Annotated in this window: 16 protein-coding genes and 1 pseudogene; 2 read left to right on the forward strand and 15 right to left on the reverse strand. The window is 72.6% G+C overall.

Annotated features, from left to right (window positions below; all coding sequences use genetic code 11):
- Positions 1-3 precede the first annotated feature (3 nt).
- Genes G3T38_RS19715 through G3T38_RS19725 form a run of 3 tightly spaced genes read right to left on the reverse strand, consistent with a single transcriptional unit; the run spans position 4 to position 4,343 of the window.
- A complete protein-coding gene (locus G3T38_RS19715; RefSeq protein ID WP_163774399.1) occupies positions 4-2,001 on the reverse strand; it encodes an ABC transporter ATP-binding protein in 1,998 nt (665 codons plus the stop codon).
- The gene (locus G3T38_RS19720; RefSeq protein WP_163774401.1) at positions 1,998-3,731 is read right to left on the reverse strand and encodes an ABC transporter ATP-binding protein; all 1,734 of its coding nucleotides are present in this window, start codon (positions 3,729-3,731) and stop codon (positions 1,998-2,000) included. Before G3T38_RS19720 ends, G3T38_RS19715 begins: the two co-directional genes overlap by 4 nt.
- A 3-nt stretch (positions 3,732-3,734) precedes the next feature.
- Positions 3,735-4,343 (reverse strand): TetR family transcriptional regulator, encoded by a 609-nt coding sequence (locus G3T38_RS19725; protein ID WP_163774403.1) that lies wholly within the window; start codon positions 4,341-4,343, stop codon positions 3,735-3,737.
- 671 nt (positions 4,344-5,014) lie between these two features.
- Here G3T38_RS19725 and G3T38_RS19730 point away from each other — a divergent pair.
- Positions 5,015-5,458: a hypothetical protein gene (locus G3T38_RS19730; RefSeq protein ID WP_163774405.1), complete on the forward strand. Its 444-nt coding sequence runs from the start codon at positions 5,015-5,017 to the stop codon at positions 5,456-5,458.
- Positions 5,459-5,474: 16 nt separating this feature from the next.
- Here the strand turns inward: G3T38_RS19730 and G3T38_RS19735 are convergent, their stop codons facing one another.
- The 5 genes from G3T38_RS19735 to G3T38_RS19755 all read right to left on the reverse strand — a co-directional run bounded on the left by G3T38_RS19735 (position 5,475) and on the right by G3T38_RS19755 (position 13,033).
- Positions 5,475-6,485 carry a DNA topoisomerase IB gene (locus G3T38_RS19735; protein WP_163774407.1) on the reverse strand — a complete coding sequence of 337 codons (1,011 nt, stop codon included), beginning with the start codon at positions 6,483-6,485 and terminating at the stop codon, positions 5,475-5,477.
- Between the two features lie 43 nt (positions 6,486-6,528).
- Complete coding sequence (locus tag G3T38_RS19740) at positions 6,529-7,536, reverse strand: hypothetical protein (protein WP_163774409.1); 1,008 nt, start codon at positions 7,534-7,536, stop codon at positions 6,529-6,531.
- Positions 7,537-7,541: 5 nt separating this feature from the next.
- Complete coding sequence (locus G3T38_RS19745) at positions 7,542-8,795, reverse strand: methyltransferase (RefSeq protein ID WP_163774411.1); 1,254 nt, start codon at positions 8,793-8,795, stop codon at positions 7,542-7,544.
- A gap of 142 nt (positions 8,796-8,937) precedes the next feature.
- Entirely contained in the window at positions 8,938-10,101 is a 1,164-nt protein-coding gene (locus G3T38_RS19750) for an NADH:flavin oxidoreductase/NADH oxidase (protein ID WP_163774413.1), read from the reverse strand.
- 16 nt (positions 10,102-10,117) lie between these two features.
- Positions 10,118-13,033 carry an FAD-binding and (Fe-S)-binding domain-containing protein gene (locus G3T38_RS19755; RefSeq protein ID WP_338037778.1) on the reverse strand — a complete coding sequence of 972 codons (2,916 nt, stop codon included), beginning with the start codon at positions 13,031-13,033 and terminating at the stop codon, positions 10,118-10,120.
- Positions 13,034-13,180: 147 nt separating this feature from the next.
- Between G3T38_RS19755 and G3T38_RS19760 the strand changes: the two genes are divergently transcribed.
- Positions 13,181-13,861 (forward strand): hypothetical protein, encoded by a 681-nt coding sequence (locus G3T38_RS19760; RefSeq protein WP_163774415.1) that lies wholly within the window; start codon positions 13,181-13,183, stop codon positions 13,859-13,861.
- A gap of 13 nt (positions 13,862-13,874) precedes the next feature.
- Here the strand turns inward: G3T38_RS19760 and G3T38_RS19765 are convergent, their stop codons facing one another.
- From G3T38_RS19765 to G3T38_RS19795, 7 genes and pseudogenes are all read right to left on the reverse strand, one after another.
- On the reverse strand, positions 13,875-15,191 hold the full coding sequence (locus G3T38_RS19765; protein ID WP_163774417.1) for a hydroxyacid-oxoacid transhydrogenase: 1,317 nt from the start codon (positions 15,189-15,191) through the stop codon (positions 13,875-13,877).
- A gap of 32 nt (positions 15,192-15,223) precedes the next feature.
- On the reverse strand, positions 15,224-16,135 hold the full coding sequence (locus G3T38_RS22840; protein WP_163774419.1) for an NUDIX domain-containing protein: 912 nt from the start codon (positions 16,133-16,135) through the stop codon (positions 15,224-15,226).
- Positions 16,132-16,956 carry a 1-acyl-sn-glycerol-3-phosphate acyltransferase gene (locus tag G3T38_RS19775; protein WP_163774421.1) on the reverse strand — a complete coding sequence of 275 codons (825 nt, stop codon included), beginning with the start codon at positions 16,954-16,956 and terminating at the stop codon, positions 16,132-16,134. Before G3T38_RS19775 ends, G3T38_RS22840 begins: the two co-directional genes overlap by 4 nt.
- Positions 16,957-16,977: 21 nt before the next feature.
- Complete coding sequence (locus G3T38_RS19780) at positions 16,978-18,243, reverse strand: geranylgeranyl reductase family protein (protein ID WP_163774423.1); 1,266 nt, start codon at positions 18,241-18,243, stop codon at positions 16,978-16,980.
- 85 nt (positions 18,244-18,328) lie between these two features.
- On the reverse strand, positions 18,329-22,222 hold the full coding sequence (locus tag G3T38_RS19785) for a DNA-directed RNA polymerase subunit beta' (protein WP_163774425.1): 3,894 nt from the start codon (positions 22,220-22,222) through the stop codon (positions 18,329-18,331).
- 93 nt (positions 22,223-22,315) lie between these two features.
- Positions 22,316-25,846, reverse strand: coding sequence for a DNA-directed RNA polymerase subunit beta (rpoB, locus tag G3T38_RS19790; RefSeq protein ID WP_163774426.1), 3,531 nt, complete (start codon positions 25,844-25,846; stop codon positions 22,316-22,318).
- A gap of 227 nt (positions 25,847-26,073) precedes the next feature.
- A pseudogene (locus G3T38_RS19795) lies at positions 26,074-26,417 on the reverse strand (ABC transporter ATP-binding protein); the annotation flags it as partial.

Consider the following 26,417-nt stretch of genomic DNA (forward strand, 5'->3'; position numbering starts at 1 on the left):
GCCTCAGTCCAGCGCGCTCGCCGCGAACTGCGAGCGGTAGAGCGCGGCGTACGCCCCGCCGGCCGCGAGCAGCTCGGTGTGCGTGCCCTGCTCGACGATGCGACCCGCCTCCATCACGAGGATGACGTCGGCGTCGCGGATCGTCGAGAGCCGGTGGGCGATGACGAAGGACGTGCGGTCGGCCCGCAGCGCCCCCATCGCCCGCTGCAGCAGCAGCTCGGTGCGCGTGTCGACGGAGCTCGTCGCCTCGTCGAGGATGAGCAGCGCCGGGTCGGCGAGGAAGGCGCGGGCGATGGTGAGGAGCTGCCGCTCCCCCGCCGACAGGTTCTCGCCGTTCTCCGTCACGACGGTGTCGTAGCCGTCGGGCAGGGAGGCGACGAACCGGTCGACGTACGTCGCGCGCGCGGCCTCGAGGATCTCCGCGTCGCTCGCGCCGGGACGCCCGTAGGCGATGTTGTCGCGGATCGTGCCCTCGAAGAGCCAGGTGTCCTGCAGCACCATGCCCGTCTGGGCCCGGAGCTCACGACGGGAGAGCGTGGTGACGTCGACGCCGTCGAGGGTGATGCGCCCGGCGTCGAGCTCGTAGAAGCGCATCACGAGGTTGACCAGCGTCGTCTTGCCGGCACCGGTCGGCCCCACGATGGCGACGGTCTCCCCGGGTCGTGCCACGAGCGACAGGTCCTCGATGAGGGGGCGCTCGGGGACGTAGGAGAAGGCCACGTGCTCGAAGGCGACCTCGCCGCGCCCGCGGGTGCCCACGCCCGCCCGGCCGGCTCCCCCGACCGCGCCGACGACGGACGCGTCGCGCTCCTCCTCCGCGTCGAGCAGCTCGAAGACCCGCTCGGCCGACGCGACGCCCGACTGCAGCAGGTTCATCATCGAGGCGACCGTGGTGAGCGGCTGGTTGAACTGGCGGGAGTACTGGATGAACGCCTGCACGTCGCCGATCGTGATCGCGCCGGCGGTGACCCGGAAGGCGCCGACGACGGCGACCACCACGTAGGAGACGTTGCCGATGAGCATCATCACCGGCATGAGGAGACCCGAGACGAACTGCGCGCGGTACGACGCGTCGTAGAGCTCGTCGTTCTGCTCGGCGAACGTCGTGTTCACCGCGTCCCGGCGGCCCATCACGGTGACGAGCGCGTGGCCGGAGATCGACTCCTCGACGTGGGCGTTGAGCGAGCCGGTGCGCCGCCACTGCGTCACGAACTGCGGCTGGCTGCGCTTCATGACGGCCCGCGTGAGCACGAGCGAGACCGGCACGGCGATGAGCGCGACGAGCGCGAGCAGCGGCGAGATCCACAGCATCATGCTGAGGATGCCGACCACGGTGAGGAGCGAGGTCAGCAGCTGGCTCATCGTCTGCTGCAGCGTCTGGCCGACGTTGTCGATGTCGTTGGTGACCCGGCTGAGCAGCTCGCCGCGCGGCGCCTTGTCGAAGGTCGCGAGCGGCATGGCGTGGATCTTGCGCTCGACGTCGGCGCGGAGCGTGCGGATCGTGCTCTGCACGACGTCGTTGAGCAGGTAGCCCTGCAGCCACGCCAGCAGCGCGCCGGCGAGGTAGACGCCCAGCACGATCAGCAGCGCCCGGCCCATCGCGTCGAAGTCGACGCCCTGGCCCGGCACGAGGTGCCGCATGCCCTCCACGAGGTCGGCGGTCGAGCCCTGGCCCGACGCCCGGAGGGCCGCGACGGCCTGCTCCTGCGACTGGCCGGCCGGCAGGTCCCGGCCGACGAGGCCGGCGACGACGAGGTCGGTCGCGCGGCCCAGCAGGTAGGGACCCAGCGACGTGGCCGTCACGCTGCCGACGGCGAAGAGCGCGACGAGCGCCGCCTTCGCGCGGTGGGGCCGCATCCGACCGACGAGGCGACGCGCCGACGGGACGAAGTCCATCGCCTTCTCGCCGGCGCCCATCTGACCGGCAGGCCCGGGGCCGCGCTGCGGCACCGCGATCCGCTCCGTGGCCTTGATCCCGCCCGCCTCGGTGCGCTCGCTCATGCCGCCTCCTCCGCGCTCAGCTGGGACGCGACGATCTCGGCGTACGTCGCGCAGGAGTCCACGAGGTCGTCGTGGCGCCCGGCGCCGACCAGGCGACCGTCCTCGAGCACGAGGATGAGGTCGGCGTCGCGGATGGTGGTGATGCGCTGCGCGACGACCAGCACGCAGGCCTCCGTCGTCCACGGGCGCAGCGCGGCGCGCAGGCGGGCGTCGGTGGCGAGGTCGAGCGCCGAGAAGGAGTCGTCGAAGAGGTAGATCTCGGGCCGACGCACCAACGCCCGGGCGATGGAGAGCCGCTGGCGCTGACCGCCGGAGAAGTTGGTGCCCCCCTGGGCGACCGACGCGTCCAGGCCGTCGGGCAGCGCGGCGACGAAGTCCCGCGCCTGGGCGACCTCGAGCGCCGCCCACAGCTCCTCGTCGGTGGCGTCGGGCTTGCCGTGGCGCAGGTTGCTCGCGATGGTGCCGCTGAACAGGAACGCCCGCTGCGGCACCAGGCCGATGCGCTCCCACAGGGCCGCCGGGTCGAGCCGACGGACGTCGACGCCGTCGATGCGCACGGCCCCCTCCGTGACGTCCATGAGCCGGGCGACGAGGTCGACGAGCGTCGTCTTGCCCGATCCGGTGGAGCCGATGACGGCGACCGTCTGCCCCGGACCGGCCCGGAAGGAGACGTCGGACAGCACCGGGCTCTGGGCGCCCGGGTGGGTGAAGCCCACCCCGTCCAGCTCGAGCTCGGCGTGACCGGTGACGACGCGCACCGGGTCCTCCGGCGGCAGCACGCTCGTGGAGGTGTCGAGCACCTCGGCGATCCGGTCCGCGCAGACCGCGGCGCGCGGGATCTGCATGAGCATGAAGGTGCCCATCATCACCGACATGACGATCTGCATGAGGTAGGCGATGAAGGCGGTCAGCTGACCGACGCCGAGGTCGCCGGAGTCGACGCGGTGGCCGCCGAACCAGATGACGCCGACCGAGGCCACGTTGACGATGAGCATGACGACGGGGAACAGCGTCGCGAGCCAGCGACCGGCGCGGATGGACACCTGGGTCAGCTGCTCGTTGGCGTCGGCGAACCGGTCGGTCTCCTCGGGCTCGCGCACGAAGGCCCGCACGACCCGGATGCCGGTGATCTGCTCGCGCAGCACCCGGTTCACGCCGTCGATCCGGCCCTGCTGCGCGCGGAAGCTCGGCACCATCCCCCGCACCACGATGCCCACGGCGACGAACAGGGTCGGCACCACCACGGCGAAGATCCAGGACAGGCCCAGGTCGGTGTGCATCGCCATCGCGATGCCGCCGACCATCATGATCGGCACCGAGATCGCGATGCTGCAGGTCATCAGGGTCAGCATCTGCACCTGCTGCACGTCGTTCGTGACGCGGGTGATGAGCGACGGAGCCCCGAACTGGCCGACCTCGCGGCCGGAGAACCCGGTGATGCGACCGAAGAGCGCGCTCCGCAGGTCACGGCCCACGCTCATGGCGACCCGGGCGGAGAACCACACCGCCGCGACCTGGCAGGTGATCTGACCGAGGCAGACGACGAGCATGACGACGCCGATGCGCAGCACGTGGCCCGTGTCGCCCTTCACGACACCGTCGTCGATGATCGTGGCATTGAGGTTGGGCAGGTAGAGCATCGCGCCCGTGGAGCCGAGCTGCAGCAGCGCGATGGCGAGCAGCCGGGTCCCGTACGGACGCAGGTGCTCGCGGAGCAGGCGGAAGAGCATGGGTCACGCGCTCCTGTCGGGGGTGGTCGCGGTGGGCGTGAGCGTGCCGTGGAGGACGACCGCGACGATCTCCTCCGCCGTCAGCGGCTCGTCGGCCGAGAGGTGCGGGTGGCTGCCGGAGAACGTGAGGAGGCGGAGCATCCGCGCCACCTCCCGCACCGGCACGCGGAAGGCGTCGGCGTCGGGCTCGACGAGCTCGACGACCGCCTGCAGGGAACGGCGGCGCACGGCGAGCGCGTCCTCGTCGTCCTGGCGGGATCGCCGTGGCGGGCCCTGGATGCCCAGCGCGGTCATCACGCCGAAGATCTCGCGGAAGCGGCCCTGCACGACGCGCGTCGCGGCGACGAGGCGCGGCTCCAGCGGCAGCGAGCGGTCGACCCGCGCGAGCTCGGCGAGGAAGTGCGCCGGGTCCAGGGCGGCGTCCAGCACGGCGTCGAGCAGGTCCTCCTTCGTCGGGAAGACCCGGAACACGGTGCCCTCGGCGACGCCGGCCGCCTCGGCGATCTGCCGGGTGGTGGCGGCCTGACCGCGCTCGAGGATCAGCGGCACCGCCGCCGCGAGGATCGTGCGGCGGCGCTCGTCGGGCGCCATCGGCGTCGCTCGGGGGCTCACGATCGGACAGCGTACTGAGTGAGCACTCACTCAGACAACTGCGCAGGGCCCCGGGAGTGTGCAGCTGGGGCAGGCCTCCCGCCGACGGACCCACCCCAGCCGCACAGTTCGGCACCCCTCCGAGGGAGCGCCCGGCGCCGACTCGGCGCGACTGCGCGAGGCCCCGGGAGTGTGCAGCTGGGGCAGGCCTCCCGCCGCCGGACCCACCCCAGCCGCACAGTTCGGCCCCCCACCAGGGGACCGCCCGGCGCCGACCCGGCGCGGCTCGGCGGGGCCCCGGGAGTGTGCAGCTGGGGCAGGCCTCCCGCCGCCGGACCCACCCCAGCCGCACAGTTCAGCACCCCTCCCGGGGAGCGCCCGGCGCCGACCGAGCACGGCCGCGCCGTACGGGAGGAGGAAAGTGCGCAGGCCCGGCGATACGGAGAAAGAAAACGCGGACCGAACGGGCCGCAGGATCGGTGTGTCGCGCCTCCGGGTCCGCGTTTTCTTTCTCGCCGTCCGAGCGGGTCCGCGTTTTCCTCCCCTGGGCCCGCCCGGGCACCCCCGGGCACCCCCGGGCACCCCCGGGCACCCCCGGGCACGCCTTGGCACCCCCGGGCACCCCCGGGCCACCCACGGGGAACCCGACCCGTTTGCCTCAGCACCGGGGCGGCCGGGCCGATGATCTCGGCATGACCGCTCTCCCCACGCGCCGTACCGTCCTGCGCACCGCCGCCTGGACCGTGCCTGCCGTCTCCGTCGTCGCCGCGGCGCCCGCCTTCGCCGCCTCCACGGGAGCGCCGACCTCGTTCGTCAGCACCGGGGGTGGCTTCGCCAAGTACGAACCGTTCGGCGGCTGGGTGCTCGAGGCGTTCTTCACGATCCTGCCCACGCAGAGCTCGGTACCCGCCGTGCAGTTCTCTGCTGCGGGCGGTCCGGTCCTGTCCTTCGACAGCGGCACCCTCATGTCCGAGTGGGGCCAGGGCGCGTACCGCTTCGACGTGAGCGACGTGCCGGGGCAGTGGTCGCAGGGCCAGAGCGTGACCTTCACGTTCTTCCTGGCGGGTCTGCCGCCGGTCACGAGGACGTTCACGGCCCTGGATCTCGCCCCGGACGACGGAGGCGGCGAGATCTGAGCCGACGGGGCCAGGCCTACTCCAGCAACCGCAGCGTCGCCCGCTCCAGCGCCGCCTGCCGGGCGTCGACGTCGTCGGCGTGCTCCCGGTCGGCGCGCTGCAGGGCGGCCCTGATGGTGCGGCCGTTCTCGTAGGCCGCGACGACGCGCGGATCGACGTAGGAGCTGCGGGCGAGGGTCGGGGTGTTCCCGAGGAAGGCAGCGACCTCCTTCATCGTGCCGCTGACCGCCCGCTTGCGCGACGCCGCCGTCTCCCCCGGCTCCTCGGTGCGGGCCAGGGCCACGGCGGCGAGGACCGTGGCGTGCCAGGTGCGGAAGTCCTTCGCCGTGGCCTCGATCCCGGTCGTCACCCGCACGTAGTCGTTGACCAGCGCGGGCAGCACGGAGCGCCACCGCCGCAGCTCCTTGTAGGCGAGCAGGCGCGGGTCCTCGGCGCGGCGACGGCGCATCATCGCGATGGCGGTCACGACGGCGGTGTCGTCGATGTGGATCTCGTGGTCGACGCCCGACTTGCCCGTGAACTTGAAGACGAGCGCCTCCCCGGCCCGCCGGACGTGCCGCCGCTCGAGCGTGGTGAGGCCGAAGCTGCCGTTCTCGTCGGCGTACACGTCGTTGCCGATGCGGAAGTAGCCGAGGTCGAGGAGCCGCACCGCGGTGGCCGCGGCCCGCGGCTCCGGCATCCCGTCGAGCCCGAGGTGGCCGACGACGACGGAGCGGGCGCGGGCCAGCGACGAACCGAACTCGACCATGCGCGCGAACTTCTCCGCGTCGCGCTTCTCCCGCCAGGCGGGGTGGTAGAGGTACTGCCGTCGCCCGGCGTCGTCCGTGCCGACCGCCTGCAGGTGACCGTTGTCGTGCGGGGTGATCCACACGTCCTTCCAGGCCGGCGGGATCACGAGCGCCTCGACGCGCTCCCGGGCCCGGTCCTCGAGCCGCTCGCCGTGCTCGTCGCGGTAGGTGAACCCCCGCCCCGCGCGCACGCGCGTCCACCCCGGCTGGTCGGGCGAGGTTCGGCGGAGTCGCGGCACCTCTCGACCCTAGCCAGCCCCCACCAGCCCCACCAGCACGTCCTCAGGAACGCCGCGAGCCCCGCACCAGGGTGATCGCCAGGACGACCAGCACCGCGCCACCGACACCGCCCACGACCCACGGCAACCACGCGGGCCCGTCGCCGGCCGGGTCGATCGTCGGGTCCGCGTCCGCTCCGGGAGCGTCGGTCGCGTCGGCCTCCGGGAAGGCCGGCAGCATCGCGTCACGTACCTCGGCGGGCAGCTCGACCCGCAGCACCGGGGTGCGCGGGCCCTCCGTCGTCAGCAGCACCGCCCCGGGGTCGTCCGCGTCGACGGCGATCCCCTCCCCCTGCGGCTGCTCCGGCAGGTCGAAGGTGCCGACCTCGGTGAGGCCCGGGTAGGTGTAGACGGCCGCCGCCCCGTAGTTGCGCACCACCAGGTGCCGTCCGTCGGGGAAGAACGCCGCGTCCGTCGCCACCCCGAGGGCGGGTGCGAGCGGCTCGAGCACGTTCGCCTGCCCCGGCACGAGCTGCTCGGGCGCCGCGTAGAACGTGCCCCCGAGGACGCCCTTGCTGACGACGAGCAGCTGGTCGGTGCCGGGCACGACGAGCAGCGACTCCGCGTCGCGCGGACCGTCGGCGTACCGGAGCTCGAAGCGCGCGGGCTCGGCCGTGGCGTCCTCCCAGCCGACCGGCACGCGCAGCACCTCGACGCTGTCGCGCACCGCGCGGTTGTCGCCGATGTCGCCGACCCACACCTCGGAGGAGGCCTCCCCGTCGACGTACGCCGGGGCGACCGCCTCGACGTCGACCGGGTCGGGGGTCCACGAGGTGACACCGACGGTGTCGCCCGTCGCGGGGTCGACGGCGAACACGCGCCCGCTGTCGCCCGAGTCGTTCACCGTCACGAACCGTCCGCCGACGACGGCGAGGCCGCTCGACTCGACGATGTCGGGGTCGGTGAAGCTCATGACCTCGGTGCCCTCCTCCGCGGTCGAGGCGGGCATCGCGGCGGCGCCGGCCGCGAACGGGAGGGCGACCGCGGCGGTCACCAGGGTGCGGACGAGCACCGGTCTCACCGGTCCCCGGCCCCGCTCGCGGAGCGCCCCTCCAGCAGCTCGGCCAGGCGGGGGCGGATGCCCCAGGTGGCGACGAGCTCGTCGTACTCCTTGCGCACCGAGCCGCCCTTCACCGGCGACCCCGTCCGCACGGCCCGCAGCAGGGTGTTGCGGGGCGTGTGCTGGCTCTCGACGAACTGCACGACCTCCACCCGGTAGCCGGACAGCCGCATCAGGGAGGCCCGCAACCCGTCGGTCAGCGTGTCCGCGAAGCGCTCGCGGAGGATGCCGTGGCGTGTCAGCACCTGGTACGGCGCCGGGGTCGGCGCCTTCCGCAGCTGGGCCGCGACGTCGTGGTGGCAGCAGGGCGCGGCGAGCACGAGCGCCGCCTCCCAGTCGACGGCCCGAGCTAGCGCCTCGTCGGTCGCGGTGTCGCAGGCGTGGAGCGCCAGCACCACCTCGGGCCGCTCGGGCAGCAGCGCACCGAGGTCGGCGTCGGCGATCGAGCCGACCACGAACTCCAGCTCGTCGGCCACGCCCAGGCCGTCCGCGACCGCCGTGCTGTGCTCGCGGGACTGCTCCTTCACGTCGACGCCCACGAGGTGCACCGGCAGCCCGCGCACGTGGGAGAGGAAGCGGTGCGCGGCGAAGGTCAGGTAGGCGTTGCCGCAGCCCAGGTCGACGATCCGCAGCGGCTCCTCGGCCGTCGGCCGCCGCAGGTGCCCCTTCGCGATCGCGTCGACGACGGCCGTGTCGAGCAGGCGGCAGAACTCCTCGACCTGCCGCAGCTTCGCCTGCCGGGTCGGCTTGACGCGGCCCTCCGCGTCGGAGATCCCGAGCGCCACGAGCACGGGGTCCCCGGGCTCCAGCAACCGGTCCTTGTCCCGGTCGTGCCCCCGCTCGGCCTCGACCGCCTCCGTGCGCTCGGTCGTGTGGCAGACCGCCTCGAGCCGCTTCGTGACCCGCACCTGGTGCTGCTGCGTCGTCGTGTCGACGTGCCAGTTCGCGAAGGGCTCGTCGAGCAGGGCGTCCACGGCCTCCCGCGCGTCGGCGGACCCGGCGGCGTGGTTGGTCGTGTGGGCCTGGGTCGCGTCGTACCGGGTCACCTGCAGGTGCCGCCCCGCCTTGAGGTCGACGTACCGCAGCTCGACCCGTCGCCACTGCGGCGCCGTGCCCTTCTGCCGGCCCGACCCGACGGCGCGCACCAGCGCGTCGGGGTCGAGCAGGTGCGCACGCATCCGGGTGAGGACACGGAGGAGGGGCTCGGTCACGGCTCGGCTCTCGGGTCTGTTCTGGGGTGGGGACGGCTCAGATGATCGCCGCGACCACGACGACGACGATCAGGGCCACCAGGGCGAAGGGGATGATGAGGCGGCGGTGGCGGGGGTTCACAGGGGCCGATTCTAGGGCCCGTCAACGAGCGTCGGGCCACGCGCCGCGGGTGTACTGCGCGGGGTACGGCGCGGACCGCCGCGGCACGCCGAGCCCGGCCGCCGCGCGGAGCGGCCAGGAGGGCTCGCGCAGAGCGGCCCGGGCCAGCAGCACGACGTCGGCCAGGCCGGTGGCGAGGATCTCCTCGGCCTGTGCCGGGTCGGTGATCTCGCCGACAGCGCCGACGGGCAGCCCCGCCGTGCGCACCTGGGTCGCGAACGGCACCTGGTACCCCGGCCCCGTCGTGATGTCCTGGCGTGCGTCGAGCCCGGCGCTGGAGACGTCGACGAGGTCGACGCCGTGCTCGGCGAGCACCGCGGCCAGCCGCGTCGTCTCCTCCGGCGTCCAGCCGCCCTCCACCCAGTCGGTCGCCGAGAGCCGCACCAGCACCGGCTTCTCCTCCGGCCACGCCCCGCGGACCGCGTCGACGACCTCCACGGTGAGCCGGATGCGGTTCTCGAACGACCCGCCGTAGGCGTCGGTCCGCCGGTTCGCCAGCGGGGAGAGGAACTGGTGGAGCAGGTAGCCGTGGGCCGCGTGCACCTCCACCACGTCGAACCCGGCCTCGTCCGCCCGACGTGCGCCCTCGCCGAAGGCCGTCACGACCGCCGCGATGTCGTCGGCGGTCATCTCCCGCGGCTCGGCGAACCCCTCGTACGCCGTCGCGCTCGGCCCCAGCGTCGTCCAGCCGCCCTGGTCGAGCGGGACCGAGCCGCGACCCCGGCCCGACCCGTCCTGGCCGCCGCGCCACGGCGCCCACGTCGAGGCCTTGCGGCCCGCGTGCGCGAGCTGGATGCCGATGGGCGTCGAGCCGTGGGGCGACCAGGTGTGGGCGAAGTCGGTGATGCGGCGCCAGGCGGCGACCTGCTCGTCGTTCCAGATGCCGGTGTCCTCCGGGCTGATCCGGCCCTCCGGGGTCACCGCGCTCGCCTCCGTGAGCACCAGGCCGAACCCGCCCGTGACCCGCGCGCCGAGGTGGGCGAGGTGCCAGTCGTTGGGCACGCCGTCGGTGGCGGAGTACTGGCACATCGGCGCCAGCCACACCCGGTTCGGGGCCGTCACCGACCGCAGGGTCGTGGGGGTCAGGAGCAGCGGGGGCGTCGGAGAGGTCACGACGGGGTCGAACACGGACCCGCCGGGCGACATTCCCGCGGCTCCCGGCTCACACCCGCGAGGCGAGCAGCTCCGCGAGGTGCAGCGCGGGCACGTCGGCGAGGTCGTCGAGCTGGATCTTGCAGCTCATGCCGTCGGCCAGCACGACCGTGTCGGGGTCGACCGCGTAGGCCGCGCGCACCGCGGGGAGCAGCTGCGTCTCCGCGACCGCCACCGACACCTCGTAGTGCCCCTGCTCCACGCCGAAGTTGCCCGCGAGACCGCAGCAGCCGCCGACCCGGGTGACGCTCGCCCCGGCCGCCTTGAGCAGCCGCTCGTCGGCCTCCCAGCCGAGGATCGAGGCCTGGTGGCAGTGGGGCTGCGCGACCACGTGGGTGCCGGTGAGGTCGGGCAGGGTCACGCGGCCGTCGGCCACGAGGCCCGCGAGGAGCTCGCCGAACGTCCGCACGCCGGCCGCGACGGCCGCCGCCTCCGGCGCGTCGCTCAGCTCCTCGAGGTCGGAGCGCAGCGTCGCCGTGCACGAGGGCTCGATGCCGACGACGGGCACTCCCGACGCGACGTACGGCGCCAGCGTCGCCGCCGTGCGGCCCGCGATCCGCCGCGCGGTGTCGAGCTGACCGGTCGTGACCCAGGTGAGGCCGCAGCAGGCGCGCTCGTCGATGACGCGCACCGTGAGGCCCTGCGCCTCGAGGAAGCGCACCGCCGCGAGACCGCTGGCCGGGAGGAAGTGGTTGGTGAACGAGTCCGCCCAGATCCACACGTCGGGCTGCTCGACCGACCCGAGCCGACCGGCCGCGCCGTCGGCGCGAGCGGAGCGGCGCAGGGTGCGCCCCGCGAACTGCGGCAGGCTGCGGCGCTGGTCGACCCCCGCGACCGCGCGGGCGACCCGGGCGATCGGACCGGCCTTGAGCGAGGCGTTGGCCAGCCCCGCGACCGGGGTCGTCAGCCGTGCCCACATCGGCAGCTTGCCGAGCACGTAGTGGCTCCGCGGGCGCCGCTTCCCCGCGTAGGTCTGGTGGAGCACCTCCGACTTGTACGTCGCCATGTCGATGCCCGTCGGGCAGTCGTTGGCGCAGCCCTTGCACGCCAGGCACAGGTCGAGCGCCTCGTGGACCGCCGGGTCGGAGACGCCCTGCACGAGGTCGCCGTTCATCGCCTCCTGGAGCACACGCGCACGGCCACGGGTCGAGTCCTTCTCGTCGCGGGTCGCCGCGTAGGACGGGCACATCACGCCCGTCCCCGTGCCCGCGCCCCCGCCGACGACGCACTTGCCGACGCCCGTGCACCGGTGCACGGCGTCGGCCATCGAGCCGCCGTCGTGGGTGAAGCGCAGGAGCGGCAGCGGCTCGCGGACGCGGGGCAGCGACGTGCGCAGGTCGGCGTCGAGCGGCGCCGGGTCGGCGATGTTGCCCGGGTTGAGCACGCCCAGCGGGTCGCAGACGGCCTTCACCTCGCCGAAGAGCCGGATCGCCTCCGCGTCGTACATCGTGCTCAGCAGCTCCGAGCGCACCCGCCCGTCGCCGTGCTCGCCCGACAGCGACCCGCCGTACGTCGCGAGCGTCGCCGCCGCGGCCTCCATGAAGCCGCGGAAGACGCCCCGGCCCTCCTCGATCGAGGCCGCCCCGTGGACGAGCGGGAAGTCGATGCGCACGTGGACGCAGCCGTCGCCGAAGTGGCCGTAGGGCACGCCGTCGAGACCGAACTGCTTCAGGAGGCCGTCGAAGTCGCGCAGCCACGCACCGAGGTGCTCCGGCGGGACCGCCGAGTCCTCCCACCCCGAGTACGCCGGCGTCGCGAGCGACCGGCCGGCGAGGCCGGCTCCGTCCTCACGGATGCGCCACAGCGCGGCCGCCTCGGCGGGGTCGAGCACGACGCGGGCGTCGAGCGCGCCGGCGTCGGCGATCACGTGCGCGAGCAGCGCCTCCGTCTCGGCGAGCGACTCCCCCGTCACCTCGGCGAAGAGCCAACCGGCGCCCTTCGGCAGGTCGGGCACCGCCTTGCCCGCGCCGCGCACGAGGTCGACGATGCGTGCGTCGAGGCCCTCGCAGGCCACGAGGGGGTGCGCCAGCAGCGCGGGGACCGCGTCGGCGGCCTCGATCATCGACGGGTAGCCCAGCACCGCCATCGTGCGGGCCGGCGCGTCGCGCACCAGGCGCACCGTGGCCTGCGTGATGACGCCGAGCGTGCCCTCCGACCCCGTCAGGAACCGGTCGAGCCGGCGACCGTTCTCGGGCAGCAGGTGCTCCAGCGAGTAGCCCGACACCTGACGGCCGAACCGGCCGAACTGGGTGCGGATCGGCCCGAGGTGACCGCCGACGAGACGGTCGAGCGCCGCGGGCACGTCGCCCGTGCCGATCGCCCCGGCGAGCCCGCCCGGGCCGAGGGCCAGCGTGTCGCCGGTGCCCATGACGACGGACATCGCCTCGACGTTGTCGACCATGCGGCCGTAGCCCAGCGCCCGCGAGCCGCAGGCGTTGTTGCCGATCATGCCGCCGATGGTGCAGCGGGTGTGGGTCGACGGGTCGGGACCGAACCGCCAGCCGACCGCGGTCGCCGCCTTCTGCAGCACGGCGTGGATCGTGCCGGGCTGCACCACCGCCGTGCCCGCCTCCGCGTCGACGTCGAGCACCCGGTTGAGGTGCTTCACCGTGTCGACGACGAGGCCCGGACCGACCGCGTTGCCGGCGATCGACGTGCCCGCGCCCCGCATCGTCACCGGGACCCGCAGCTCGCGGGCGACGTCGACGATCGCGGCCAGCTCGTCGGGGTGCTGCGGCCGGACGACGGCCCGCGGGACGACGCGGAACAGGGAGGCATCCGTCGAGTACGCCGCCCGCGTCACCGTGGAGTCGTCGACGTCGGTCACGCCCCGGCGGGCCAGGGCCGCCAGCACGTCACCCGTCGCCACGCCCGACCCCGTCGTCGCGCTACCCGTGCTCCCCGAGCTCGTCGCCTCCACCGTCACCCCTCCATTGTGGAGCCCCCCACCGACGATCCCGCCCGCAGGCTCCCCTTCGTCCACAGGGCGGTCGTCCGCGACGTACCGGAGCGCATGCGATCCGCGCCCCAGGCAACCGGTGGGCACACCCGCCCGTCCCGTCCTGGAGGTCCCGTGCCGCTCACCGCTCCCGTCCGTGCCGTCGCCACCGCCGCCGGCGGGACGCTCGCCGCGGCCACCCGCACGATCGCCGCGCTGCGCCCCTCGGCCCAGCCGCTGCACCCGGCGGGCACCGTCGTGGACGGCACCCTCGTGACGACGTCGGCGGAGGACGACGGACGTCCCACCACGGGAGTCGACCTCCTCGACCGCCGGGCCGAGCTGCTCGTCACCGCGCGGCTCTCCCGCGCCGTGGGCCTGCCCGCGCCGGTGCCCGACATCTGGGGGCTCGCCCTGCGGCTGACCGCGGAGGGCGAGACCGGCGACGTGCTGATGGCCACCACCGGCTGGCGCGGGCCGTTGCGCTTCCTGCTCGCACCGCGGCGCGAGGGTGGCGAGCGCCCGCTGACGACGCTGCTGCCCTACCGCACGCCCGCCGGTCCGATCCTGCTCGGGGCGTGGCCCACCGAGGGCGAGCGGGGCTCCGCCTGGACGCTCTCGTGGGCGCGCGGGCTCGGCACCTGGCACGCCTTCGGGCGGCTCGAGCTCGACCGGCACGTGGCCGACGACCTGGACGGCCCCGACGAGCAGCTCGAGCTCGACCCCGTGCTCCACCAGGTGCCGGGGCTCGAGCAGTACCCCGTGCTCGCCCGCCTGCGGCTGCCGTCCTACCGGGCGGCCCGCGCCAGCCGGTAGGACGGACCCGACCTCACCAGTGCTCCATCGACGCGCGGAGCACGCCGGCCAGGTCCTCCTGCGTCATGTCGCGGGGCGCGGTGGCGAGCAACCGCTGCTGGGCCCACGCCCCCTCGACGAGCGCGTCGACGTCGCCCTCGCCGAAGCCGACGGCGGCGAGGCCGTTGGGGATCCCGACGTCGCGCATGATCGAGGCGAGCACGGCGGGCAACCGGTCCGGGCCGTCCGGGGCGGAGACAGCGCCGTGCGGGTCGAGCAGCCGCGCCGCGGCCAGGTGCCGCGTGGGCGCCGCGTCGAAGGTCAGCCGGAACGCCTCGGGCGCGGTCAGCGAGACCGCCATCCCGTGCGGCACCATCGGCGCGCCGTCGGCGTCGTGGTCGACGTAGTCCTCCGGGCGGTAGCCCTTCACGCGACCGGCGATCGGGTAGGCGCAGGCGTGGGGCACGTGCACCCCGGCGTTGCCGAAGCCGAGCCCGGCGAACGTCGCCGCCATCGCCATCTGCTCCCGCACCGTGCGGGCCTCGCTCGGGTCCTCGCCCGACCGCGCCGCGTTGACCGCCGCCCGGAACGACGAGGCGAGCAGCGACATCGCCTTCTCGCTCCAGGCGTCGGAGATCGGGTTCGAGCCGCAGTAGGGCACGCGCTGCTCGGGCCGCTTGGCCGGCTGGTCGGCGTACCAGCGCGCGGTGTAGCTCTCCAGCGCGTGCGACAGGATGTCCATCCCCGAGCTGGCGGTGACCATCGCGGGCTGCGTCAGCGTCAGGTCGGGGTCGACCACCGCCATCGTCGGCCGCAGGCGGGCGTGGCTGATGCCGGTCTTCACCTCGAGCGCCAGCACGTCGAGCACGCAGATCGTCGTGGACTCGGCACCGGTCCCCGTGGTCGTGGGCACGGCGACGAGCGGGAGCAGCGGGTGCTGCGGCGCCTGCGCCTTGCCGACGGGGGCGTTCACGTAGTCCATGAGGTCGCCCGGGTTGGTCACGAGCAGGTTCACGGCCTTGGCGGTGTCGATCGACGAGCCGCCTCCGACCGCGACGATCGCGTCGAACGGTCCCTCCGACCGGCCGAACTCCACGGCCTCGATCATCGAGGCGTCCGTGGGCTCGACGCGCGCCCGGTCGAAGACGACGACCTCGGCGCCGGTCGCCGCCGCGACCTGCTCCGCGATCCGCGCCGGGTGGCCGGTGGCCGCGACCCCCGGATCGGTCACCACGAGCACGCGGCGCACTCCGTAGGCCAGGAGATCGTGCCCGATCTCGGCCGAGGCGCCGGGGCCCATCTTGAGCGAGGGCGCGGCGTAGGTGAACACGGTCTCCGTCGACGTGGCCATGCCGCCAACCTATCCCCGCACGCCTGGGAGCGTCAGAGGCCGAGCGCGAACAGCACCGTGTCGCGGACGTCGAGCGCCCCGCCGAGCACGTCGGCGACGGGCACCCACGCGGCCGCGTCCGTCGTGCCGCCGACGTCGACCACGCGCGGCTCGCCCCCCTCGCCGTCGACCGGACGCGCGGCGTACAGCAGGTGGATGCCGTGGAAGTCCTCGGTGCCGCCGTGGGGCGCCGTGCCGACGAAGTGCGTGTCGTGGACCCCGAGCACGTTGCCGACCTCGACCACCACGCCCGTCTCCTCCGCGACCTCGCGGGCGACCGCGGACACCGGCGACTCGCCGTGCTCCACGCCGCCGCCGGGGAGCGTCCACGAGCCGGGGTGCGGGCCGCGCACCGAGTTGCGGGTGAGGAGCACCTCGTCGTGGCCGGGGTCGCCGGGGACCGTGCCGGCGACGGAGCGCCGCACCACGGCGTACGCCGCGACACGCTGCCGTCGGGGCGGCAGCACGTCGGCGAGCGCCTCGAGCACCATCGGCACCACGGGCACGGTCCCGGAGGTCACGTCCGCCAGCGGCACCCAGGCCGCGTCCATCGTCGAGCCGTCGACCTCCACCACGTGGGGCGTGGGCGCGTCCGGGGCCACGCGGCCCTCGTAGACGATCCGCAACGCGTGCGCGTCGACCCGGCGGCCGTCGCGCCACACGCCCGGCAGGTGGGCCGAGTAGACGCGGGCGGCGTCGCCGACCTCGGCCTCCAGGCCGGTCTCCTCGCGCACCTCGCGCACGACCGCGTCCCGCGGGTCCTCGCCGTGGTCGAGGCCGCCGCCCGGGAGGGTCCACAGCTCGTCCTTCGTCACCCGCTGCGCCAGCCGGCTCAGCAGGATGGCGCCGTCGCGCACGATCACGGCGTAGGCCGCGACGCGCTGACGACGAGGAAGGGAGCTCACCCCTCCAACCTACTGCCCGCCCCCGGTCCCCAGGTCGGCCACACCGCGCTGCGCGGCACCGAGTCGAGCTCACGCGCCTCGGTCGGGGTCAACCCTTGGCCGCCGAGGTGGGCGGGGTACCACGGCGCGTGCTCGCCCGGGCGCGGCCGGTGGTGGGGGCGCCGCTGCAGCTCCTCGAGGAGGCCCGTGATCCGGTGCCCCAGCGCGGTCGTCACCTCCGTGAGGTCGTCGCCGGGGGCGACGTGGAGCGGCGGGTCGAGGTGGATGTCCACCACGCGCCCGTGCCGGCTGAAGTCCGGTCCCGGCTCGGTGCCCCACGGGGTCCGCCCGACGGTCCAGATGCGCTGCGCCCCCCACATCGCGCCGGGCACCAGCGGCGCCCCCGTGTCGCGGGCCAGGGACGCGGCGCCCCGCATGAGGGCCCGCACCGTGAACGAGTACGAGATGCCCGCCTCCGGGAACAGCCCGACGACCTCGCCCGCCTCCAGCAGTCGACGGGCCTCGAGGTAGGCGCCCGCCGGGGCCGCGCGGTCCACCGGCACGTGGTGCATGCGGTCGAGCGCCCACCCCGCGGGCGTGTGCCACATCGGCTCCCGGCACAGGAAGCGCGGCGTGCGTCCCCGCTCCACCGCGGGCACGCCGAGGAACAGGAAGTCCAGGTACGACGCGTGGTTGGCCACCAGCAGCGCCGGGCCCTCGGCGGGCACGTGCCGGGCGCCCTCGTGCCGCACGTCGAGGCGCAGCGCGCGGAACGCCGCACGGGACGCGCGCACCGTCGCCCGGTAGGTCAGGTCGGCCACGAAGGTCGTTCGGAGCGGCACGGTCGGCGGATCCCCGCGGTCTCAGGAGAAGGGCGGGCGCGCGTCGCGCGCGGCCGACAGGCGACCCGCTGCCCGCCACGCCCGCGCGGCGAGGTCCCGGTCCTCGTCGTCGACCAGGTTGCCCATCCAGCGCAGGGCGAGCGTCATGCCGAGCCGCGACCGCATCCCGACCGGCCCGAGCCGCGGGAGCAGCCCCGGCACCGTCACGAGACCCGCGAGCCGGCGGGCGACGGAGAAGGCCTCGCCGTAGTGCTCCACCAGCAGGTCGCGCCACCGGTCGGTGAGGTCGGCCGGTCCCTCGGCCAGCAGGTCCGCGGCGAACCGACCTGTCTCGAGCCCGTAGTCGATGCCCTCGCCGTTGAGCGGGTTCACGCACCCGGCGGCATCGCCGACGAGCACCCAGTTGGGTCCGGCGACGTGGGAGACGGCACCGCCCATCGGCAGGAGCGCAGACGCCGGCATCCGCAGCTCGTCGCCGAGGCCGAACGCCTCGCGCTGCTCGTCGGCGTACAGCTTCATCAGCGGCCGGATCGCCACGTCCGCCGGGCGCTTGGCCGTCGCGAGCGTGCCGGCGCCGAGGTTGACCTCGTCACCGCCCAGCGGGAAGACCCAGCCGTAGCCCGACAGCACCTCCCCCGCCTCGCTCCGCAGCTCCAGGTGCGAGCTGATCCACGGGTCGTCCGCGCGGGTCGACGTCACGTAGCTGCGCCCCGCCACGCCGTACACCGTGTCCCGGTGCCACTCCCGGCCCAGCAGCTTGCCGACCGGCGAGCGCACCCCGTCCGCGACGACGAGCCGCTCGCAGGCGACGTCGAAGCGCTCGGTGCCGCCGTGCTCGGCGACCCGCTCGACGACCACGCCGGTGACCTCGCCGGCCGCACCGCGGCGTACGTCGACGACCTTCGCCCCGTCGACCGCCGTCGCGCCCGACTTCACCGCCAGCGTGCGGAGGTGGTTGTCGAGCTCCGTCCGCGCGACCGCAGAGCCCCAGTTGGGCAGCGAGCCGCCCGGCCACGGCAGCAGCAACGTCTGGCCGAAGCCGTGCGCCCGCAGGCCGATGTTGACGGTGTGGGCCCGCAGCCAGTCCCCCAGCCCCAGCCGCAGCAGCTCGCCGACGGCGCGGGGGGTCAGGCCGTCGCCGCAGGTCTTGTCCCGCGGGTACGTCGCGGCATCGAGCAGCAGCACGTCGAGCCCGTGCCGGGCCGACCACGTCGCGGCCGCCGACCCCGCCGGGCCGGCACCGACGACGAGCACGTCCGTGCGGGACGGGAGGGTCTGGGTGGGCACCCGCTCATCCTCCCACCCCGCCGTAGGACGCAGCACGGCCCGCCCCCGCAGCGCGGGGACGGGCCGTGACTGACGACGAGGTCGATCAGGCCTGGTAGGACCCGAAGTCGAAGTCGTCCAGAGCGACGGCCTGGCCGCCACCCGTGTTGCCGAACTCGTAGTCGTAGGAGTCGTAGCCCTGCACCGAGTACGCCGCGGCGCGGGCCTCCTCGGTGGGCTCGACCCGCACGTTGCGGTACCGCTCGAGACCGGTGCCCGCCGGGATCAGCTTGCCGATGATCACGTTCTCCTTCAGGCCACGCAGGCTGTCGGAGCGACCGTTAATCGCGGCGTCCGTGAGCACCCGGGTGGTCTCCTGGAAGGAGGCCGCCGAGAGCCACGACTCCGTCGCGAGCGAGGCCTTCGTGATGCCCATGAGCACCGGACGACCCGAGGCCGGCTTGCCGCCCTCGGACACGACCCGCCGGTTCTCCGTCTCGAACCGCACGCGGTCGACGAGGTCGGAGGGCAGCAGGTTGGTGTCGCCCGACTCGATGACCGTCACGCGACGCAGCATCTGCCGCACGATGATCTCGATGTGCTTGTCGTGGATCGCCACGCCCTGGCTGCGGTACACGCGCTGCACCTCGTCCACGAGGTGCTTCTGCGCGGCCCGCACACCGAGGATCCGCAGGACGTCCTGCGGGTCCTCCGTGCCCAGCGTCAGCTTCTCGCCGACCTCGACGTGGTCGCCGTCGGAGATCAGGAGGCGCAGGCGCTTCGAGACCGGGTACTCCTGCTCCTCGGAGCCGTCGTCCGGCGTGAGGATGACCGTGCGCGCCTTGTCGGTGTCCTCGATGCGCACGCGGCCGGCGGCCTCGGCGATCGGGGAACGACCCTTCGGGGAGCGTGCCTCGAAGAGCTCGACCACGCGGGGCAGACCCTGCGTGATGTCGTCGGCCGAGGCCACACCACCGGTGTGGAAGGTACGCATCGTCAGCTGCGTGCCCGGCTCACCGATGGACTGGGCCGCGATGATGCCGACGGCCTCGCCGATGTCGACGAGCTTGCCCGTCGCCAGCGACCGGCCGTAGCACTTCGCGCAGGTGCCCGTGGCGGCCTCGCAGGTCAGCACGGAGCGGACCTTGACCTCCTCGATGCCCGCCGCGACCAGCTCCGCGATCTTGACGTCGCCGAGGTCGCCGCCCGCCTCGACGAGCGTGTCGCCCGTCTCGGGGTGGGTGATCTCGCCGGCCGCCGAGCGCGCGTACGCCGCGGTCTCGACGTTCTCCGCCTTGCGGACGACGCCGTCCTCGCCCCGCTCGCCGATCTGCTTGGGCAGACCGCGCTCGGTGCCGCAGTCGTCCTCGCGGATGATCACGTCCTGCGAGACGTCCACCAGACGACGCGTGAGGTAACCCGAGTCGGCCGTCCGCAGGGCGGTGTCGGCGAGACCCTTGCGGGCACCGTGCGTGGCGATGAAGTACTCGAGGACGGTCAGGCCCTCGCGGAAGTTGGACTTGATCGGGCGCGGGATGATCTCGCCCTTCGGGTTCGCCACGAGACCACGCATGGCGGCCACCTGGCTGATCTGGTTCATGTTTCCGGACGCGCCCGAGTCCACCATCATGTAGATCGGGTTCTTGCGGTCGAAGTTGACCTGCATCGCGGCCCGGACGTCGGCCGCGGCCTTGGTCCAGATCTCGATGAGCTCCTGACGACGCTCGTCGTCGGTGAGCAGACCGCGCTCGAAGTCCTTCTGGATCTTCGTGGCCTTCTTCTCCGACTCCGCCAGGATCTCCGCCTTCGCGGCGTCCGGGGTCGTCACGTCGTCGATGGAGACGGTGACGCCCGAACGGGTCGCCCAGTGGAAGCCGGTGTCCTTGAGCGCGTCGAGCGACGCGGCCACCTCGACCTTGGTGTAGCGCTCGGCGAGGTCGTTGACGATCGCACCCAGCTGCTTCTTGCCCACCTCGTAGTTCACGAAGGGGTAGTCGGCCGGCAGGGTGTCGTTGAAGATCGCGCGACCCAGCGTGGTGGTGAAGCGGACCGAGCCGGACGACTCGACCTCCACCTCCTCGCCGACGGGCGCGACGACGTCGTCGAAGCGCAGCGTGATCTTGCTCTGCAGCGTGATCTCGCCCCGGTCGAAGGCCATGGTGGCCTCGGCCGGCGACCGGAACGCCCGGCCCTCGCCCGGCTCACCCTCGCGGTCGGTCGTCAGCCAGAAGAGGCCGATGATCATGTCCTGCGACGGCATCGTCACGGGACGACCGTCGGAGGGCTTGAGGATGTTGTTGGTCGAGAGCATGAGGATGCGGGCCTCGGCCTGCGCCTCGGCGCTCAGCGGCAGGTGCACAGCCATCTGGTCACCGTCGAAGTCGGCGTTGAACGCGCCGCAGACGAGCGGGTGGATCTGGATGGCCTTGCCCTCGATGAGCTGCGGCTCGAACGCCTGGATGCCGAGACGGTGCAGCGTGGGCGCACGGTTGAGCAGCACCGGGTGCTCGGTGATGACCTCTTCCAGCACGTCCCAGACGACCGCGTAGCGGGCACCGGACGTCGCGCGCTCCACCATCCGCTTCGCGGACTTGATGTTCTGCGCGTGGGAGAGGTCGACCAGCCGCTTCATCACGAACGGCTTGAAGAGCTCGAGCGCCATCTGCTTGGGCAGACCGCACTGGTGCAGCTTCAGCTGCGGGCCCGACACGATGACCGAACGGCCCGAGTAGTCGACGCGCTTGCCGAGGAGGTTCTGGCGGAAGCGACCCTGCTTGCCCTTGAGCATGTCGGAGATCGACTTCAGCGGCCGGTTGCCCGGGCCCGTCACCGGACGACCACGACGGCCGTTGTCGAACAGCGAGTCGACGGCCTCCTGGAGCATCCGCTTCTCGTTGTTGACGATGATCTCGGGCGCACCGAGGTCGAGCAGCCGCTTGAGGCGGTTGTTGCGGTTGATGACGCGGCGGTACAGGTCGTTGAGGTCGGAGGTCGCGAAGCGGCCACCGTCCAGCTGCACCATCGGCCGGAGCTCCGGCGGGATCACCGGGACGGCGTCGAGCACCATGCCGACGGGCTGGTTGCCCGTCTTGCGGAACGCGTCGACGACCTTGAGGCGCTTGAGCGCGCGGACCTTCTTCGCGCCCTTGCCGTTGGCGATCGTGTCGCGCAGCGACTCGACCTCGGCCTCGATGTCGAAGTCGGCCAGGCGACGCTGGATCGCCGTGGCGCCCATGAAGCCCTCGAAGTACTTGCCGAACCACTGCTTCATCTCGCGGTACAGCATCTCGTCGCCCATGAGGTCCTGGACCTTGAGGCTCTTGAACGTGTCCCAGACCTCGTTGAGGCGGTCGATCTCACGCTGCGCGCGGTCGCGGAGCTGCTTGAGCTCGCGCTCGGCACCGTCGCGGACCTTGCGCTTGGCGTCGGCCTTGGCACCCTCGGCCTCGAGGGCCGCGAGGTCCTCCTCGAGCTTCTTGGTGCGGTCCTCCAGGGAGGTGTCGCGACGCTTCTCCAGCAGCTCGCGCTGCTGGGTGACCTTGCCCTCGAGCGAGGACAGGTCGCGGTGGCGCGCCTCCTCGTCGACGGACGTGATCATGTACGCCGCGAAGTAGATGACCTTCTCGAGGTCCTTGGGCGCCAGGTCGAGCAGGTAGCCGAGACGGCTGGGGACACCCTTGAAGTACCAGATGTGGGTCACGGGCGCGGCCAGCTCGATGTGGCCCATGCGCTCGCGGCGCACCTTGGACCGGGTCACCTCGACGCCGCAGCGCTCGCAGATGATGCCCTTGAAGCGGACGCGCTTGTACTTGCCGCAGTAGCACTCCCAGTCCCGGGTGGGACCGAAGATCTTCTCGCAGAAGAGACCGTCGCGCTCCGGCTTCAGGGTGCGGTAGTTGATGGTCTCGGGCTTCTTGACCTCGCCGTGGCTCCAGCCGCGGATGTCGTCGGGAGTGGCGAGGCCGATCCGGAGCTGGTCGAAGAAGTTGACGTCGAGCACAGTGGCTGCTTCCTTCGTTAGTTCTCTAAGCAATCAAAAGGACCGAGGGGGGCCGGTGGGCGCGGGATCACCCGCGCCCACCGACCGTCACCCTCAGACTTCTTCGACCGAGCTGGGCTCGCGGCGGGAGAGGTCGATGCCGAGCTCCTCGGCAGCGCGGAACACGTCCTCCTCGGCGTCGCGGAGCTCGATCATCGAGCCGTCCTGGCTGAGGACCTCGACGTTCAGGCAGAGCGACTGCATCTCCTTGACGAGCACCTTGAACGACTCCGGGATGCCCGAGTCGGGGATGTTCTCGCCCTTGACGATGGCCTCGTAGACCTTCACGCGGCCCGGCACGTCGTCCGACTTGATGGTGAGGAGCTCCTGGAGGGCGTAGGCAGCGCCGTACGCCTCCATCGCCCAGACCTCCATCTCGCCGAACCGCTGGCCACCGAACTGGGCCTTACCACCGAGCGGCTGCTGCGTGATCATCGAGTACGGGCCCGTGCTGCGCGCGTGGATCTTGTCGTCCACGAGGTGGTGCAGCTTCAGGATGTACATGTAGCCCACGGACACCGGCTCGGGGAACGGCTCGCCCGAGCGACCGTCGAGCAGGCGCGCCTTGCCCGTGTGGTCGATGAGGCGGTCGCCGTCGCGGTTGAGCGTCGTCGAGTCGAGCAGGCCGATGATCTCGTCCTCGCGGGCACCGTCGAACACGGGCGTCGCGACCTTCGAGTTCGGGTCCGCCTTGTCGGCGCCGATCGCGATGAGGCGCTGCTTCCAGTCCGCCGACTCGGGGTCGCCGGACAGGTTGAGGTCCCAGCCCTGCTTCGCGAGCCAGCCGAGGTGCAGCTCGAGGATCTGGCCGATGTTCATGCGCCGCGGCACACCCAGCGGGTTGAGCACGACGTCGACGGGCGTGCCGTCCTCCATGAACGGCATGTCCTCGATCGGCAGGATCTTGGCGATGACGCCCTTGTTGCCGTGACGGCCGGCGAGCTTGTCGCCCACGGAGATCTTGCGCTTCTGCGCGACGTAGACCCGCACCAGCTGGTTGACGCCGGGCGGCAGCTCGTCGCCCTCCTCGCGGTCGAAGACGCGCACGCCGATGACCGTGCCGGACTCACCGTGCGGCACCTTCATCGAGGTGTCGCGCACCTCGCGCGCCTTCTCGCCGAAGATCGCGCGGAGCAGGCGCTCCTCGGGGGTCAGCTCGGTCTCGCCCTTGGGCGTCACCTTGCCGACGAGGATGTCACCGGTCGTGACCTCGGCGCCGATGCGGATGATGCCCCGCTCGTCGAGGTCGGCCAGCATCTCCTCGGACACGTTCGGGATGTCCCGCGTGATGTCCTCGGGGCCGAGCTTGGTGTCGCGCGCGTCGACCTCGTGCTCCTCGATGTGGATCGAGGTGAGCATGTCCTCCTGGACGAGGCGCTGGCTGAGGATGATCGCGTCCTCGTAGTTGTGGCCCTGCCACGGCATGAACGCCACGAGCAGGTTCGCACCCAGCGCCATCTCGGCGTCGTCCGTGCACGGACCGTCGGCGATCGGCGTGCCGATCTCCAGGCGGTCGCCCTCGTTGACCAGGGGGCGCTGGTTGATGCAGGTGCCCTGGTTGGAGCGCTTGAACTTCGCGAGGCGGTACGTCGAGTACGTGCCGTCGTCGTTCATCGTCTCGATCGCGTCGGCCGACACGTCCTTGACGACACCCGCGGCCTCGGAGAGCACCACGTCACCGGCGTCGACCGCGGCACGGAGCTCCATGCCGGTGCCGACGAACGGCGAGTCGCTGCGGATGAGCGGCACGGCCTGGCGCTGCATGTTCGCGCCCATGAGGGCGCGGTTGGCGTCGTCGTGCTCGAGGAACGGGATGAGCGCGGTCGCGACCGACACCATCTGGCGCGGCGAGACGTCCATGTAGTCCACGTCGTCGGCCGGGATCTCGCCGACCTCGCCGTCCTTCTGGCGGACGAGCACGCGCTCCTCGGCGAAGTGCAGGTCCTCCGTCAGGCGCGCGTTGGCCTGCGCGATGACGTACCGGTCCTCGTCGTCGGCCGTGAGGAAGTCGATCTGGTCGGTGACCTGACCCTCGACGACCTTGCGGTACGGCGTCTCGACGAAGCCGAACGGGTTGATCCGACCGAACGACGCCAGCGAGCCGATGAGGCCGATGTTCGGGCCTTCCGGGGTCTCGATGGGGCACATGCGGCCGTAGTGGCTGTGGTGGACGTCGCGGACCTCCATGCCCGCGCGGTCACGCGAGAGACCACCCGGGCCGAGCGCGGAGAGGCGACGCTTGTGCGTCAGGCCCGCGATCGGGTTCGTCTGGTCCATGAACTGGCTGAGCTGCGAGGTGCCGAAGAACTCCTTCAGCGCCGCGACGACCGGCCGGATGTTGATGAGCGACTGCGGCGTGATCGCCTCGACGTCCTGCGTCGTCATGCGCTCGCGCACGACCCGCTCCATGCGGGCGAGGCCCGTGCGGAGCTGGTTCTGGATCAGCTCGCCGACCGCGCGCATGCGGCGGTTGCCGAAGTGGTCGATGTCGTCGGCCGCGACCTTGACGGGCTTCTCGTCCGGACCCGTCACCACGGCACCCGAGGCGTCGGTGAAGTCCGGCGCCTCGTGGACGATGCCCGCGTCGTGCAGCTGCACGAGGTAGCGGACCGTCGCGACGATGTCGTGGATGGTGAGCGTCTGCTGGTCGAAGGCCTGGCCGGCGCCCAGCTTCTTGTTGATCTTGTAGCGGCCGACCTTCGCCAGGTCGTAGCGCTTCGGGTTGAAGTAGTAGTTGTTCAGCAGCGTCTGCGCGGCCTCACGCGTCGGCGGCTCGCCCGGGCGCAGCTTGCGGTAGATGTCCAGCAGCGCGTCGTCCTGGCCGGTGGTGTTGTCCTTCTCCAGCGTCAGGGCGATCGACTCGTAGGTCTCCCCCGTCGCCGGGTTGCGGAACTCCTCGCGGATCTCCTCGGTCGTCATGCCGAGCGCCTTGAGCAGGACGGTGACGTTCTGCTTGCGCTTGCGGTCCAGACGCACGCCGACGAGGTCGCGCTTGTCGATCTCGAACTCGAGCCACGCGCCACGCGACGGGATGACCTTCGACGTGTAGATGTCCTTGTCGGACGTCTTGTCGGCGGAACGCTCGAAGTAGACGCCGGGCGAGCGCACGAGCTGGCTCACCACGACGCGCTCGGTGCCGTTGATGATGAAGGTGCCCTTGCGGGTCATCATGGGGAAGTCGCCCATGAAGACCGTCTGGCCCTTGATCTCACCGGTCTCGTTGTTGGTGAACTCGGCGGAGACGTAGAGCGGCCGGGAGTAGGTGAAGTCCTTCTCCTTGCACTCGTCCTCCGTGTACTTCGGGTCCACGAAGACCGGGTTCTCGAACGAGAGCGACATCGTCTCGGAGAAGTCCTCGATCGGGGAGATCTCCTCGAAGATCTCCTCGAGTCCCGACTTGGGGGAGACGTCCTCGCCGGCGTCGAGCCGGGCCTGGACCTGGGCCTCCCAGCCCTCGTCACCGATGAGCCACTGGAAGCTCTTGGTCTGCAGATCGAGGAGCTGGGGAACTTCCAGCGGCTCGTCGATCTTCGCGAAAGTGATGCGACGGGGGTTACCAGCGTTGTTGCTCGCGGCCAAGACCATTCCTTCGAAAGGTTCGCTGAAGGTGGCGCCGGCCGACCACTCGATCGGCCACCGGGCAGGCGGATCGGCATTTGAGGGCAGGCGCAAAGCGCTAACATACCCTTCCGGTCAACCGGATGCAAGCACGGCGAAGCAGGCAGTCCGAGAGCCGCCGTCGTGCGGAGACTATGCGCCTCCGCGAGCGGACGCGTCAAGCGACGCGCCCGCCCCGGGTGTCGTGCGGGAGGTCAGCGGGTCGCGATGGCCGCGTCGGCCTGGAACGAGCCGGGCGGCGGGGTGATGCCGTGCTGCTCGCACCACTCCCCCGGCGGACGCTGGCTGCGACGCGGGATGCCGTTGGAGGGCTCGAGCTGCAACGGGATCGGGGGCAGCGGGGGGAGCTCCTGGCCGGCCTCGGCCGCGAGCTCGCCGGCGTCCTTCTCCTCCGACATCCCGATCGGGCCCACGCGCTGGGCGTTGAGGAACTGGCGCACCACCGGCTCCTCCGAGCTCAGCAGCATCTCGCGCGGCCCGAACATCGCCAGGTGCTTGTGGTAGAGCAACCCGATGTTGTCCGGCACCGTGCGGGCGG

This window comes from Nocardioides zeae (genome assembly GCF_010686755.1).
GTDB lineage: Bacteria > Actinomycetota > Actinomycetes > Propionibacteriales > Nocardioidaceae > Nocardioides > Nocardioides zeae.

Bases quoted from the DNA above. Each gene is read 5' to 3' on its own strand.
- G3T38_RS19715 (WP_163774399.1), bottom strand. From the start codon at position 2,001: ATGAGCGAGCGCACCGAGGCGGGCGGGATCAAGGCCACGGAGCGGATC.
- G3T38_RS19720 (WP_163774401.1), bottom strand. From the start codon at position 3,731: ATGCTCTTCCGCCTGCTCCGCGAGCACCTGCGTCCGTACGGGACCCGG.
- G3T38_RS19730 (WP_163774405.1), top strand. From the start codon at position 5,015: ATGACCGCTCTCCCCACGCGCCGTACCGTCCTGCGCACCGCCGCCTGG.
- G3T38_RS19750 (WP_163774413.1), bottom strand. From the start codon at position 10,101: ATGTCGCCCGGCGGGTCCGTGTTCGACCCCGTCGTGACCTCTCCGACG.
- G3T38_RS19765 (WP_163774417.1), bottom strand. From the start codon at position 15,191: ATGGCCACGTCGACGGAGACCGTGTTCACCTACGCCGCGCCCTCGCTC.
- rpoB (WP_163774426.1), bottom strand. From the start codon at position 25,846: ATGGTCTTGGCCGCGAGCAACAACGCTGGTAACCCCCGTCGCATCACT.